This window comes from Blautia glucerasea, assembly GCF_013304385.1.
Classification (GTDB): Bacteria; Bacillota; Clostridia; order Lachnospirales; family Lachnospiraceae; genus Blautia_A; species Blautia_A ammoniilytica.
In genome coordinates, this window is sequence record NZ_JAAITU010000015.1 from 67,048 (window position 1) to 81,398 (window position 14,351).

A 14,351-nucleotide genomic window follows, 5' to 3' on the forward strand; every position below is an offset into this window, starting at 1 on the left:
TAAATAATGCTTGCAAATATCCTTGATTTGCAATATAATCAAGGATAGCAAGTTTAAAATCGAAATTGGAGCTCTGTATAGAAAGAGCCAATATTCAAGGAGGACGTTTTAAAATGGCAAAAGCTAAGTTTGAGAGAACAAAACCGCATTGTAACATTGGTACCATTGGACACGTTGACCATGGTAAAACTACTTTAACAGCAGCTATTACAAAAGTTCTGTCAGAGAGAGTTGCTGGTAACACAGCTACAGATTTTGAGAACATTGATAAAGCTCCAGAGGAAAGAGAGCGTGGTATCACAATTTCTACAGCACACGTTGAGTATGAGACAGAGCATAGACACTATGCACATGTTGACTGCCCAGGACATGCTGACTACGTTAAGAACATGATCACAGGTGCAGCTCAGATGGATGGTGCTATCCTTGTTGTTGCTGCTACTGATGGTGTTATGGCTCAGACAAAAGAGCACATCCTTCTTTCCCGTCAGGTAGGTGTTCCTTACATCGTTGTATTCATGAACAAATGTGATATGGTAGACGATGAGGAACTTCTTGAGCTGGTAGAGATGGAGATCCGTGAGCTTCTTTCCGAGTATGACTTCCCAGGAGATGACATCCCGGTTATCAGAGGATCTGCTCTTAAAGCACTTGAGGATCCGAGCAGCGAGTGGGGCGATAAGATCATGGAGCTTATGGATGCTGTTGACAGCTACATTCCAGATCCACAGCGTGACACAGATAAGCCATTCGTTATGCCTGTAGAGGACGTATTCTCTATCACAGGACGTGGTACAGTTGCTACTGGTAGAGTAGAGGCTGGTGTTCTTCACGTATCTGAGGAAGTTGAGATCGTTGGTATTAAAGAAGAGACACGTAAAGTTGTTGTAACTGGTATCGAGATGTTCCGTAAATTACTGGATGAGGCTCAGGCTGGTGATAACATCGGTGCACTTCTTCGTGGTGTTCAGAGAAACGAGATCGAGCGTGGACAGGTTCTTGCTAAACCAGGAACAATTACATGCCATACAAAATTCACAGCTCAGGTTTACGTTCTGACAAAAGACGAGGGTGGCCGTCATACACCATTCTTCAACAACTATCGTCCACAGTTCTACTTCAGAACAACAGACGTTACAGGCGTTATCAGCCTTCCAGAAGGAACAGAGATGTGCATGCCTGGAGATAACATCGAGATGACTATCGAGCTGATCCACCCAATCGCTATGAGCCAGGGTCTTACTTTCGCTATCCGTGAAGGTGGACGTACTGTTGGATCAGGACGTGTTGCTACAGTTATCGAATAATTATAGCATAACATCTTAATTATATATATTGAGTACCGCAAGGTACATTGTGTCCAAACGTAAGATACCCCGGAACCGCAAGGTTTCCGGGGTTTTTCTGTTGAGTGGAAAGTAAAATCACCTATGAGTTTTCAAGATAAAAGTAAGCAGAAAATTAATCAGTAAGACGAAGTACAAACAAACTAAAAACCGAAAAATCAGACCAGCGGTGCCAAAACGGTGCCAAAAAGAAACTCCTGCGAATGTTTGCTATTCACAGGAGTAATTTTTTTACCAGCCTTTGATCTGTTTGATCTGTTCAGCACGTTCCGGATCACGATGATATTGCAATTTCAGACGGATTGTTTCCACAACTTCCTGTCTGGCTTCATCATCAAGTTGATAAAACGATGTAAGTAAATTATCTACATCAGGCATACTGTTCTTACCGAAAAGATACATTAGTGGATACATGGAATTCTTCAAGTAAGTTTTTACACGAGTTGCATCTAACGCTCCGTTTAATCCGTCTGGAAGTGTAGGATAAATCTCTTCTTCTTTAATTGTGCCAGAAAATGGACTGGCAGAACATATCTCATTCACATCAATTTGTAATTCATTTGCAAGTCTCAATGCAAAATCAAATCGAATATTGGAATCCTTTTGAATAATTGAATATAAGGTTGTGGCACTGATTCCGGTTGCCTTTGCAATTTTACGGACATTTGTGCTTTTTTCATCAAGGTATTTCTTTAAATTTTTACCGTCACCCATAGAATCCTCCTTTTTCATATATTAGAAAATTACGAAAAACATAAATCTATAAAATATCATATCACAGACCTGGAATAAAATAAAGAAAAAAAGACATACGAAGTTCGTAAAAATGTGTTTACGAAATATTGACAATGGTATAAATGCATGATATTATCAATTTACGAAAATCGTACGGACAAAAAATACAGTAAACGTATTTGAAGCCTGGCGAGGAAAGGAGGAGGCAAAATGTCAAGTTACAATTATATGATGAGTGCTGATGAAGTGGCACAGGAATTAAACTGCTCAAAATCTCATGCCTATAAACTGGTGAAAGCTATGAATAAGGAGCTGGCTGCACAGGGATATATTACGATGGCTGGAAGAATACCAAAGGCGTTTTGGGCAAAAAAGATGTATGGCTATGAAATAGCAGGAAATTAAGGAGGATCAATATGGCTTACAGAGAAAAAGATACAAAAAAATGGACAGCCCAGTGGTTTGAGACAAATGTTATGGGTGAGAAGAAAAAACGCAGAAAGCGTGGATTTGAAACAAAGCGAGAAGCATTGGAGTTTGAACGAAGCAAAAAGTTGAGCAATGAGCGAAGTATGGATATGAAGCTGAGCGATTTTATTGAGATTTATTTTTCAGACAAACAGAATGAACTGAAAGATCGAACAATCAAAAATAAAAGATATATGATGCAACAGCATATTGTTCCATATTTTGGAAATCAGATGATGAGTGAGATCAAGGCGTCACAGATTATTCAGTGGCAGAATGAAATCCAGAAGAAAGGATATTCAGATTCTTATCTGAGAATGATTCAGAATCAGTTGACCAGTCTGTTTACACATGCAGCTAAAATCTATGATTTGCCGGTTAATCCATGCAAGAAAGTAAAACGAATGGGAAATTCAGATTCGAGAAGTTTGAATTTCTGGACACTGGACGAGTACAAACAGTTTATACAGACAATGGAGCCGGGAACAAGATATTATCTTATGTTTGAGATGTTGTTCTGGACTGGGTGCAGGATCGGGGAACTGCTTGCGATTACAAAAGCTGATATCAATTTTGAAAAGAATCAGCTTAGCATCAATAAGACTTATTATCGAACAGGAATGCAGGATATTATCACAGAACCAAAAACAAAACAGTCCTTTCGGACAATCGAAATTCCAGAATTTCTGAAAGAGGAAATTAAGGAATTTGTAGATGGTCACTACGGAATGCCGGATACAGAAAGATTATTTCCGGTTGTTCAGGAAGCGGTACAGCATAAGATGAAACGGCAGATTGAACTGGCAGGCGTAAAGAAAATCCGAGTGCATGATCTCAGACACAGTCATGTGGCTTATCTCATTGAGAAAGATGTAGAACCATTACTGATTCGGGACAGATTGGGTCATAAAGATATTCGTATCACATTGAACACTTATGGACATCTTTATCCAAATCAGCAGAGGAAGATTGCGAATCTGCTGGATAATGAAAATGCAGTTACCGGATTGGGAGAAGAAAGAGATGAATGTTGAAAAGGCAAAAGAAAAAGCCCAGATAAATAATCTGAGCAAGTTCTCTGATAATCAGATTCACTGATATACCATCTTGGCAGATTCAGTATATCACGAATTGAATGATACAACAATTCCCGAATATCTGTTCATCAGAGACTTGCCCGGAAGGGCAGGAGGAGATGATGAAATGAATATGAATGAAAAAAATAAAATTGAGAATTGCAGAATAGAACCAAAACTGAAACTGATCAATATGGATTCAGTAGAGGTAGAACAGATAGAATGGCTGCTTTATCCGTTTATTCCTTATGGAAAAGTGACCATTATACAGGGGGATCCCGGAGAAGGTAAGACAACGATGGTACTTCAGATTATTGCAAAACTGACCAGAGGAGAGCAGATTCTTCCTGTTACTGATGCAACGAAAACAAAAGAAAAACAAAGTGACGAAGTCGATAGTGGGAATAATGATTTAGACGGCGAAGACAATATGCAGGAACAGCCTTCTGTGTCACCTGTAAATGTGATTTATCAGACAGCAGAAGATGGTCTTGGAGATACCATCAAACCCAGATTACTTGCTGCAGGTGCCAATTGTTCAAAAGTGCTGGTGATTGATGACAGCGATCAGCCACTGACGATGGCAGATGTCAGATTGGAAGAAGCAATCGTGCAGACAAAAGCAAAAATGGTTGTTCTTGATCCGATACAGGGATTCCTGGGAGCAGACGTAGACATGCACCGGGCAAATGAAATCAGGCCATTGATGAAGCGTATCGCAGTGCTGGCAGAAAAATATCATTGTGCAGTCATTTTAATCGGTCATATGAACAAAAACAGCAACGGCAAATCTTCTTATCGAGGACTTGGCTCCATTGATTTTCAGGCTGCTGCAAGAAGTGTCCTGATTGTCGGGCGAGTGAAGGATGAACCGGAAGTAAGAGTGGTGTGTCATACGAAGAGTTCTCTTGCACCGGAAGGAACGTCCATTGCATTCAGACTGGATAAGAATAATGGATTTGAATGGATTGGAGAATATGATATCAGTGCCGATGAACTTCTTAATGGAGACGGAAGAGGACAGAAAAGCCGGAAAGCAAAAGAATTTCTCCTTGAGATACTGGCAAATGGAGGAATGACACAGAAGAAAATTGCCGAAGAAGCAGAAGCCAGAGGAATTAAAAGTAAAACGCTATGGAACGCCAAACGGGAACTTGAAATTGATTCCGTAAAGCGTGGAAAGCAATGGTATTGGATGTTGCCAGAATAAAAATGGAAGATGGCAAGATTACCATTTCTTAAGAAGAGGGAATCTTGCTACCTTGAAAGGAGAACAGATGCAAAATAAAAGTGTACAGATTCCATACGAGTTATTCTTTCAACTCTTGCAATATTTTTTGATGGATAACTACGATGGTGAAGAAAAAATCCGGTTGGGGTTGGAGAAGAAACTGGATGCAATAGTGAATCGTGAAGTGTACAGCAAATCCAAAACAGCACCAACGGAAGAAGAAAGGGAAAAGTTCCAGCAGGAATATCTGGACAGACGGGGAATACCGGAGAACTTTCGATGGTAAAGGTTCTTTCTGATTACTTTATTACAGGAGCGTGTCACGCACCTGTAGATAGCAGATAAGGAGAAAGTCGGTAATGTGTAGCTGGGAGTTGGCTGGCGGAGAAGAGAATTTTCAAAAGGGAGCCCTGATTCAGGGCACCCCTGCGGAAACGGTAGATGAAAGGAGATTGGCATAATGAGAGAAGGAAGATTAGGATATAACAGTTATAACAAAAGATATGGATTATTATCATCCGATCTATGGATTGATACAGGATTTCACTGTGGAGAATGCCTGGAAGTGTTGCTTGATGATGAATGGGTTCAGACCAGAATGGAAATGAATCCTGCAAGAGAATGGTATCTTGTAGGGACACCGTATTGTGGTGACTTGGAATATATCTGGGCAAGGATACCGGAGTAAAGGTCTCTGTACCCCCGGAGGGCGCAAGGGTACTTTTGATGGACGGTACGGCTGTCGAAAGTGCTTTTGCGTTACTTTTGACAAAAGTAACAAAACCGCCGTATCCGGCGAATATTTCTTTTTATACTATAGCTGGCAAAGATACAAATTTATGTGCCATGTCTGGCACTGGTTTTAGAAAGCGGGGTGAGGAATATGACGATGAAACGAACAATCAGTGGTATGATCGGGACAGGGTCTCTGGCTCATAACAGACGAGATTTTATAGCAGAAAATGTTGATCCAGACAGAGTGCAATTAAATATTTGTTACCGGAATGAGAATCTGAAAGAAGTCTATAAAGAGTTGTTTGATGAAGCTGTAGAACGGTATAATGTCGGGAAAAGAAAAGATCGGCAGATTACAAATTATTATGAAAAGATTCGCCAAGGAAAACAGGAAAAGTTGTTCCATGAAGTGATTTTCCAGATTGGAAACCGAGAAGATATGGCTGTTGGAACAGAAGCAGGAGATCTGGCTGTAAACGTACTGGATGAGTATGTAAAAGATTTCCAGAAACGGAATCCGACACTTCGGGTATTTAGTTGCTATCTGCATCAGGATGAGGCTACTCCACATCTCCATATTGACTTTATTCCTTATGTGACGGACTGGAAAGGAAAAGGAATGGATACCAGAGTTTCACTGAAACAGGCATTAAAAAGTCTTGGATTTCAAGGTGGAAATAAGCATGATACGGAACTGAATCAGTGGATAAATCATGAAAAAGAAGTTCTGGCAGAGACTGCAAAGCAGTATGGAATTGAATGGGAACAGAAAGGTACTCATGAGGAACATCTGGATGTCTATAACTTCAAGAAAAAAGAACGGAAAAAGGAAGTACAGGAATTGGAGCAGGAGAAAGAGCATCTAACTGCTGAAAAAGAAGAATTAACAGCACAAATTGCAGAATCCAGAGCAGATATCCAGAATTTAAAAGACGATAAGGAACAGGCAATCAAGGCGAAGCAAGAAGCAGAACAAAAGGCAGGGAGCGCAGAAAAAGAACTAAAAAGCCTGGAAGATCGCAGAGAACAGCTACAACCGATTATGGATAGTGTGAGCAAAGAAATCAAAGAATATGGAACGGTTAAAATGTTACTGCCGGAGGCGGGCACGCTAGAACGGGCAGTAACCTATCGAGATAAAAAAATTAAACCACTGTTTCTTCAAATAAAGAATAAGGTTGCTGTAATGGCGGCTCAGGTTAAAGAACTCACGAAAGAGGTGGAAGGTTGGAAGAGAAAATATCAAAAGGTGAAACAAAAATATAATGCTATTCAGAGAGAACTGGATGATATACGTAAAGATAATCAGAAATTGTCAGAAGAAAAAGATATATTACAAGGTGTTTCTGATAGGTATGATCGTGTTGTGCGTGTTCTTGGAATAGAAACTGTAGATACAGCAGTACAGCAGGATATTCAAAACGAGAAAGTCCTGGAAGAAAAGCGACGGATGGAACAAATGCCGAAGGGAAATATTCATGAAAGATTGGCATGGGGAATGAAAAAAAGCGAGATGGAGAATCAGCAGCGTAAGAAAACTAAATCAAAAAACAGAGAAATGGAGAGATAAGATTATGGAAACACACATTTATGATGAAAAGAACGGATTAAGCTATACTTTGCATGGAGATTATTATTTGCCGGATTTGGTATTGAATGAAGAAGAACCGATATATGGGAAATATGGAATGCTGAGGAAACAGTTTCTGAAGGAACACAGATTAGCAAAATATCAATATTTGTTGTTGACTGGAAAGCTGACGGAACACCTGAATCAAATTGATCAGGAGAGCAGAGAGCAGGTGGACATGCTTATGGAACAGATGGCAGAAAAACAGGGCGTAACTGAAGAATTAAAGGTACAGAATCGGACGAAGTGGGTTAGACTGATGAATAATATAAAAGCTAGTGCAGAAGAAATGGTGTTGAGAGAAATACTTTATATATAAGTATTGTTTGTAAAGGATTGAACAGGAAAAGCATAATACTATCCGGCTTATTAAGATTTATTTCACATCTCTTGATTTTTATTACGGTTACTGATATAGTTATTACAGTAACCGTAATAAGGAGGGAATGCCATGAGGGATAATGTGAAAAGTGGTGCACTCACAGAAGTGACATTCTATATTTTGCTTTCACTCTATTCACCTAAACACGGATATGCTGTCATGCAGTTCATTGAAGAAAAAACAGGTGGGCGGCTTTCATTGGGAGCAGGCACTTTATATGGTGCATTAAATTCAATGCTGGAAAAGGGATGGATTGAGCTTTTCGGAGATAGTGAAGGTAGAAAAAAAGAGTATCTTATCACTGTAAAAGGAAAGGAGATAGCTGAAAAAGAACTTATCAGACTTCGTGAACTTGTAGGTATTGCAAGCGGAATTGTAGGAGGTACACTATGAGCAAAAAGTGTTATCGTTTTTTTGGTGGGCTACTAACGGTACAGAAAAACTGGCTGAATAAGATGGCTGAAAAAGGTTATCGCCTTATTCGAACGGGAAAATTACTCTATGAATTTGAAAAATGTAAGCCAGGTCAAGTTCAATATTGCGTGGAGTTTATAGGACAAAAATCAAAAGCTAATGCTGAAGATTACCATGATTTCTTGGAAGAAATGGGATATTCCGTATTCTATAAAAATATCAATCTTAATTATTCTGTTGGTAAAGTTCGCTGGCGTCCGTGGGCTGAAATTGGCGGTCGTGTTGCAACAAACACTACAACATTTAACAGGGAATTGCTGATTGTAGAAAAAGAAAATGATGGAAAACCTTTTGACCTTCATACGTCCTATGAAGATAGGGCAAATTATTACAGTAATTTGCGAAATCCCTGGCTTTTATTAATGCTTATGCTCGCGGTATTTGCTACTGTAAATCGGTCTGTTATTTTAGGCATAGTTGCTGTGATTTTTCTAATCCCTGTCATTATATACCAGTTGCAAATTATGAAAAATAGGCATGAAGCGAAGATGAAGGAGTGGTGATTCAGGATAACAAGGTTGGTTTAGTTGATGCAATGTAATACACTGTCGTTTGAGGGTTAGTAGCCCGTTCTTAAACTTGTGGGCAGTTTGTTGCTGATGATATAAATATTAGAGAAAATTAATTGAAAGTTAAAAAAAGAAAGTAATAAGTAAACAAAGGCTCAATTGTAAACATGTATTGGGAACGCTATAATGGAAATGAGGACAGGAGGTGTGAACAATGCGTATTGGTGAGCAGATAAAAAACTATCGAAAAACTGCGGGATTAACACAAGAACAGGTGGCAAATTATCTGGGTGTTTCTACTCCAGCGGTAAATAAATGGGAAAAGGGAGTTTCCCATAGTTAAAGATACCACACCAAATATAACGAATCCACGCTTATATGATACTGCATGAAAAAAGGTACTTGATAAAAGCAATGAAGCGCAATATCAAGTACCTTTTTGATTTGTTTTTTACATGGTTATTAAGAGAATTACTCTTATTCCGAAGTCCTCAATCGTTCCACCACAGTTCCTTTGTTAAAGAAGTGGAGAACGATCAGCGGAATGACCGCAGCCAGCAACAGATAAAGCACGCCGATGACCAAAGCTGGAACCAATGTAATGTGCAGAGTAAAGAACCACATAGATGGCGAGTTCAAGACATTTTTCAGCACCGTCACAGCAAGCAGCAGCGCAACCACTCCACCAATGATGTCTGCACCAGCGGCATAGTAAACGCCTTCATAAACCATCAGCCTTTGAAGCTGGCGATTTGTCATACCGATACTCTGCATAGTCGCAAACTCATGGCGACGGGTAATAATATTGGTGATGATCATATTTGTAAAGTTAATCAATCCTGCCAATGCCATGATACAGCCAATCAGACTACCTACAACCCAAACCATACTTGCAACAGAATTTAATTGTTCTTTCAGTAATTTTGTTGAGGTATAGGTAACAGAGGGGTTCTTTTCAACATAACTGCTCAGAAAGTCCTCCATTTGCGGATGCAGAGAAGCATCCATATTAAATCCATAGTTCAACAGGGTCGGGGTCGTGTAAATCTGTTTGAATACGGTGTCTGGTAAATACACAAAAGGCGCATCGCCGCCAATATGCATCGTAGCCGTAGTTGTTGTCGGCGTTTCGTCCTCAGTCCCAACGGTGCAGGCTTTTGCCAGAATTGTGCAGGTTTTGACTAACTCACCATCCCTGTAAAAAGAAATGCTATCACCGATCTGCAACTGCTCTGACAGGGATGTTGTTTTCGGGCCACCACTCAGTCGGTCTAATCGGTTTCCGATAATGACATATTCTCCGGTTAGCATTTTCTGTTTCAGTACATTAGGATCTGTTTCACCATCATAAATCATCATGTCAGACCAAAAATGTTCGGAAGCGCCATAGACATTTCCAAAGAAAAGATTTTCTGCATCCGGGGCAGTATTCAGCGCATAATTCCCGAAAGACTTGCTAATCCCATTTTCATATTCAAAAGTATTTGTGCAAGTAAGTCCCTCAAAGCCGTAATCCACAAGCACGTTACCGTCATCTACGGTGTTACGGTAAAGATACCGTTCTTCTTCCAGACCGTTCTGCTCACGGATCATATCTACTACTTGCTGTGGAAGTGCATCTTCGTGATGTCTAAAGCCCTCCTGAACATTGACTGCAATCGAATTGTAGACGGTAAAATCTGTTTTTGTTGTGCGGGTAATCCACTTTTCTTCATCCATACTCTGTGTCACGATGATAATAGAGTTGAACAGAACGATACACAAAAGCATAGAAACAACAATGAATACACAACGGCGTCTGTTACGTCCTAAGTTAGAAAATGCCATGTGAGAGAGCTTTGCTCCACTGATTCGTGTAACCGTTTTCTTTTTATAATCATCCTGCTCCGTATAACGAATTGCCTCCATGGGAGATACTTTTGATGCCTTTTTGGCCGGTTTGCGGGTACTGATAAACACTGTCAAAATCGTAAACAATGCGGCTATAACAAATAGCATAGGAGATGCCGATGCCTGCAAACTTGCCGTAGAATACTCATAACTGAAAATTCGCATTACTACCGGAAGCAACGCCCTGCCTGCAAAGAGCCCGGCAATTAAACCGATCGGCAGACCGATTAGGGTCAGCCATACCGCCTGCCGATTGACGATGCTTTTAATTTGCCGTGTAGAAGTACCAATCATCCTCAATAAGCCATATTGCCGAACATCCTGCATAACGGAAATATCAAAAATATTATAAATCAGCAGATAGCCACACAATACAAACATCAAAACAAATACTACGGCAAATAAGATGGACTCCGAAGAAATCATGGCTTTTCCCATCTGGTTTTCAACAGAGAGGATAAAGTTATCGGCAGACATATCCTCTGGATTGCCGCCGATGGAGTAGACAAAGCTATCCATCTGCTCCTGAATGTTCGTCTTGTCTTTCAGCACAACTTCAGAAAAAGTAACCCCTGAGATTTCTCCATCCACTGCGTGGGTATTTTTCACCACATCCGGATTATCTTTTACAAACTGCTCTGAGAGAATCGCCACGCTGACCGTATCGTTGCTTGCTTCCCACCAACCGGAAAGCACCATATCATAATGATAGGTTTTTCCCCGCAGTTCAAATTCCAGAGGAACTTCTGCTCCGATCTCCGGTTCCACACCAAGGGCCTTCAAAGCCAGTTCGGTAGTAGCAATTTCATTCGCCTTTTCCGGCGCTGAACCATGCGTTGGCACGCAGAATGTAAGTTCCTGCTGTATGCTGTCAGCATAGTTTAATTCAACAGAATGACCCACGGCGTTGCTTGCATATCCAATCGTCCGCCGATGACCTGCCTGCTCCACAAAATCACTGTTTTTCAGTTGCTCAAATTGCTCCTCTGTCATATAGCCGAAGGTTCCATCTCCCTTGCTGCCTTTCTGCATCTGCATAGAGAGCTGCATGGAGGATACCATGTTAAATGCCAGTGAAGTGATGGATGTAAACAAAAATGCTGTCAGAACGATCGCAAGAATCGCCGCCAGATTACGAACCTTATTCTTCTTGAAATATTGTTTAGACAGCCGCTTGATGGTTTTTGTATTATTATTGCCAAATAGAATGTCATTCATAGTCCCGCCCCCTTTACTGCACGATCTTGCCATCCTCAATCCGAATGATACGGTCGGCAAGCTGGGCAATCTCATTATTATGAGTAATCATCACGAGGGTTTGGTGGAATTTCTGACTTGTGGTTTTCAAAAGCCCCAGCACATCAGCGCTGGTCTTGCTGTCCAGGTTGCCGGTGGGTTCATCAGCCAAAACAATAGCGGGTTTTGACACCAAGGCGCGGGCAATGGCTACGCGCTGCTGCTGACCGCCGGAGAGGTTATTGGGCATATTGTTCAGCTTATCCTCCAGCCCCAGCATCTGAACAACTTCTTTCATAAACTTCTTGTCTACCTTGTTTCCGTCCAGCTCCACAGGCAGCACGATGTTTTCATAGACATTTAGCACCGGAACCAGATTGTAGTTCTGGAAGATGAAGCCGATCTTTCTCCTACGGAAGATAGTAAGCTGCTCATCTTTTAATGTGGAGAGTTCACGCCCATCCACAATAACCTTGCCGGAGGTAGGCACATCCAGCCCGCCAATCATATTCAGTAGTGTAGATTTACCGCTGCCGGAGGTTCCTACGATAGCAACAAATTCGCCCTTTTCAATGGAGAGGGTCACACCATCCAAGGCTCTGGTAATGTTCGGCTTTGCACCATAATATTTTTTCAGTTCAGTCGTTTGCAAAATGCTCATAAAGAACACCATCCTTTCTTTTTGATAAATCCATTATAACGACCAAACCTCACAGAAATGTCACAGCCAGCATAATAAATTGCCCTGAAATGTCACAATCCTGTGACATTTCAAAAAAACAGGTTATTCATGGGGAAGAAAAACGGAGAATGTTGAACCTGTTCCTACTTGAGAAGTTACTTGTATATAACCGTTCTGTAAGCTAATAATTTCCCTTGCAAGATACAACCCAATGCCGATTCCCTCTATATCGTGGACATCTTCTTCCCGATAAAAGCGCCTAAAAATTGCTCCTTGCTGGTTTTCGGGAATACCTTTGCCGGTATCGGTAATGCTGACTTTCAGGTGCATTTCCCAGCTTTCAACGCAAACACGAATAGAACCGTACTCCGGCGTGTACTTAACTGCATTATCCAATATGTTAAATAAGGCTTCTGCTGTCCATTTGCGGTCATGGGAAACAACCAATGTTTCCGGGCAGTTTACTTCAACTTGTATGTGCTTTCTTTCAGCGTTCAGAAAAATACCGCCCAGCGCCATAGCAAGAGTATCATAGATAGGCTGCTGTTTCTTTTCAAGTGAGATAACGCCAGTTTCAAGTCGGGAAGTTTTTATCATAGCCTGCATTAAGAAATCCAGTTTATCAAGCTGTGTGCCACTGGCAAGTAGAAATTCCCGCTGTTTATCCGGTGGCACTTCTTGTTCTAATAAGGTGGCATTTATCATTTTTAAGTTTGCTATCGGTGTCTTTACCTGATGAGAAATATCGGAAATTAACTCCTGTAAGTCAGCTCGTTCACTGGCAACGCTGTTTTTGCTTTCCTGCATAACCTCATAAAGACGCACCAGCCGATGATTGATTTTATAAAATAGGTTTTCTTCTTCGGCAACCTGTGATACATCTATTTTTCCATTCATCATTTCGTCTAAGGTGCAGCAAAGCATTTCAGAAAACAAAGTCAGCTTTCGCCGTATCAGTATCACAAAAGCAGTAACACAAAGTAGAAAAAGCAGACCAAAAGCCATGCTACAAAATACCACAGACATTTCTTTGGTCAGGATATATAGAACCGAAAACATGACCACTGATAAAAGTAAAATGGTAGTTGCCAGTATTATGCAGACTTTATTTAAGGAGAGTTTTTTTGAAATCATTTTTGCGCTCCTCCAATCCACATATAGCCCATACCGTAAACGGTTTTGATGTAGGAATGCTGGTTCGTTTCAATTTTACTGCGGATGCGGCTGATCGTTGTGGTTAGTGCGTGTTCATCCACATAATTTTCATCTACATCCCACAGCTTTTCAAGCAATACCTGACGTGTCAGGACAGTTTGAGAATTTCTTGTCAGCACTTTTAATAAACGATATTCCAACGATGTAAGGGTAATCGGCTGTCCTGCGAGACAGGCTGATAATTCGGAAAAATTGATATACAAATTCCCGTCATCGTAGAAATCGCCGCCGGATTGTGCTGAAATGCGGTTCGGTAAAGCAGATACTTTCTTTTGGAACACGCTGATAGGAAAGGGCTTTGTTACATAATCATCTGCGCCCAATTCAAATCCTTTCAGCATATCGCTTTCCATATCATTTGCGGTTAGAAAAATCACGGCGGTATCAGGACGGCGTTCTTTTACCTCATGGCATATATCAAACCCGTTCCCATCTGGCAGATTGACATCCAAAACGATTAAATCATAATCCTGTTTTTCAAGAAATCTTATGGCAACAGCCTTTGACATAGCCCCATCCACGGAATATCCGACAGCCGACAGATTATAGCTTAATGTCTTATTCAAAAGCTGGTCATCTTCAACAACCAGTATTCGCATAGTATCACATCCTTTTTCTTTTTATAGTATCAGCAAAATGTCACAGAAACCTCACAACGAGAAAAAAATTTAATATTCTGTCAGTTCCACAATTACATTACTCTGCTGATACAGCCAGTCCGTAAATTCTTTCGGGCTGGCTG

At 40.7% G+C, this 14,351-nt stretch carries 15 protein-coding genes and 1 pseudogene; 11 read left to right on the top strand and 5 right to left on the bottom strand.

All coding sequences use genetic code 11. The features are described 5' to 3' along the window. Positions 1 to 113: 113 nt before the first annotated feature. Positions 114 to 1,307, top strand: a complete 1,194-nt coding sequence (gene tuf / locus G5B11_RS07960) for an elongation factor Tu (protein ID WP_173727507.1) — start codon at positions 114 to 116, stop codon at positions 1,305 to 1,307. Positions 1,308 to 1,577: 270 nt separating this feature from the next. Here the strand turns inward: tuf and G5B11_RS07965 are convergent, their stop codons facing one another. Next, complete coding sequence (locus tag G5B11_RS07965) at positions 1,578 to 2,060, bottom strand: helix-turn-helix domain-containing protein (protein ID WP_173727509.1); 483 nt, start codon at positions 2,058 to 2,060, stop codon at positions 1,578 to 1,580. Positions 2,061 to 2,291: 231 nt separating this feature from the next. On the opposite strand from G5B11_RS07965, the gene G5B11_RS07970 reads away from it, so the two are divergent. From G5B11_RS07970 to G5B11_RS08015, 10 genes and pseudogenes are all read left to right on the top strand, one after another. Then, positions 2,292 to 2,486 carry a DNA-binding protein gene (locus G5B11_RS07970; RefSeq protein ID WP_173727511.1) on the top strand — a complete coding sequence of 65 codons (195 nt, stop codon included), beginning with the start codon at positions 2,292 to 2,294 and terminating at the stop codon, positions 2,484 to 2,486. Positions 2,487 to 2,497: 11 nt separating this feature from the next. Further along, positions 2,498 to 3,583, top strand: coding sequence for a site-specific integrase (locus G5B11_RS07975; RefSeq protein WP_173727513.1), 1,086 nt, complete (start codon positions 2,498 to 2,500; stop codon positions 3,581 to 3,583). A 169-nt stretch (positions 3,584 to 3,752) separates the two neighbouring features. Then, positions 3,753 to 4,835: an AAA family ATPase gene (locus tag G5B11_RS07980; protein WP_173727515.1), complete on the top strand. Its 1,083-nt coding sequence runs from the start codon at positions 3,753 to 3,755 to the stop codon at positions 4,833 to 4,835. A gap of 67 nt (positions 4,836 to 4,902) precedes the next feature. Further along, positions 4,903 to 5,142, top strand: a complete 240-nt coding sequence (locus tag G5B11_RS07985; RefSeq protein ID WP_173727517.1) for a complexin-2 — start codon at positions 4,903 to 4,905, stop codon at positions 5,140 to 5,142. 174 nt (positions 5,143 to 5,316) lie between these two features. Continuing rightward, positions 5,317 to 5,544, top strand: coding sequence for a DUF5348 domain-containing protein (locus G5B11_RS07990; protein WP_173727519.1), 228 nt, complete (start codon positions 5,317 to 5,319; stop codon positions 5,542 to 5,544). Between the two features lie 201 nt (positions 5,545 to 5,745). Then, a complete protein-coding gene (locus G5B11_RS07995) occupies positions 5,746 to 7,161 on the top strand; it encodes a plasmid recombination protein (protein WP_015541741.1) in 1,416 nt (471 codons plus the stop codon). A 4-nt stretch (positions 7,162 to 7,165) separates the two neighbouring features. Next, positions 7,166 to 7,540 carry a TnpV protein gene (locus G5B11_RS08000; protein ID WP_173727521.1) on the top strand — a complete coding sequence of 125 codons (375 nt, stop codon included), beginning with the start codon at positions 7,166 to 7,168 and terminating at the stop codon, positions 7,538 to 7,540. A 132-nt stretch (positions 7,541 to 7,672) separates the two neighbouring features. Next, the gene (locus G5B11_RS08005) at positions 7,673 to 7,996 is read left to right on the top strand and encodes a PadR family transcriptional regulator (RefSeq protein ID WP_004850579.1); all 324 of its coding nucleotides are present in this window, start codon (positions 7,673 to 7,675) and stop codon (positions 7,994 to 7,996) included. After that, positions 7,993 to 8,580, top strand: coding sequence for a DUF2812 domain-containing protein (locus G5B11_RS08010; RefSeq protein ID WP_004850578.1), 588 nt, complete (start codon positions 7,993 to 7,995; stop codon positions 8,578 to 8,580). Before G5B11_RS08005 ends, G5B11_RS08010 begins: the two co-directional genes overlap by 4 nt. A gap of 220 nt (positions 8,581 to 8,800) precedes the next feature. Next, positions 8,801 to 8,920: pseudogene (locus G5B11_RS08015) on the top strand (helix-turn-helix domain-containing protein); the annotation flags it as partial. A gap of 143 nt (positions 8,921 to 9,063) precedes the next feature. Here the strand turns inward: G5B11_RS08015 and G5B11_RS08020 are convergent. From G5B11_RS08020 to G5B11_RS08035, 4 genes are all read right to left on the bottom strand, one after another. Further along, entirely contained in the window at positions 9,064 to 11,694 is a 2,631-nt protein-coding gene (locus G5B11_RS08020; protein WP_173727523.1) for an ABC transporter permease, read from the bottom strand. A 13-nt stretch (positions 11,695 to 11,707) separates the two neighbouring features. After that, positions 11,708 to 12,373 (bottom strand): ABC transporter ATP-binding protein, encoded by a 666-nt coding sequence (locus tag G5B11_RS08025; protein WP_009896684.1) that lies wholly within the window; start codon positions 12,371 to 12,373, stop codon positions 11,708 to 11,710. A gap of 123 nt (positions 12,374 to 12,496) precedes the next feature. Continuing rightward, a complete protein-coding gene (locus G5B11_RS08030) occupies positions 12,497 to 13,528 on the bottom strand; it encodes a sensor histidine kinase (protein WP_004849789.1) in 1,032 nt (343 codons plus the stop codon). Continuing rightward, complete coding sequence (locus tag G5B11_RS08035; protein WP_173727525.1) at positions 13,525 to 14,208, bottom strand: response regulator transcription factor; 684 nt, start codon at positions 14,206 to 14,208, stop codon at positions 13,525 to 13,527. The genes G5B11_RS08030 and G5B11_RS08035 overlap by 4 nt, the downstream gene beginning before the upstream one ends. Positions 14,209 to 14,351: the final 143 nt, after the last annotated feature.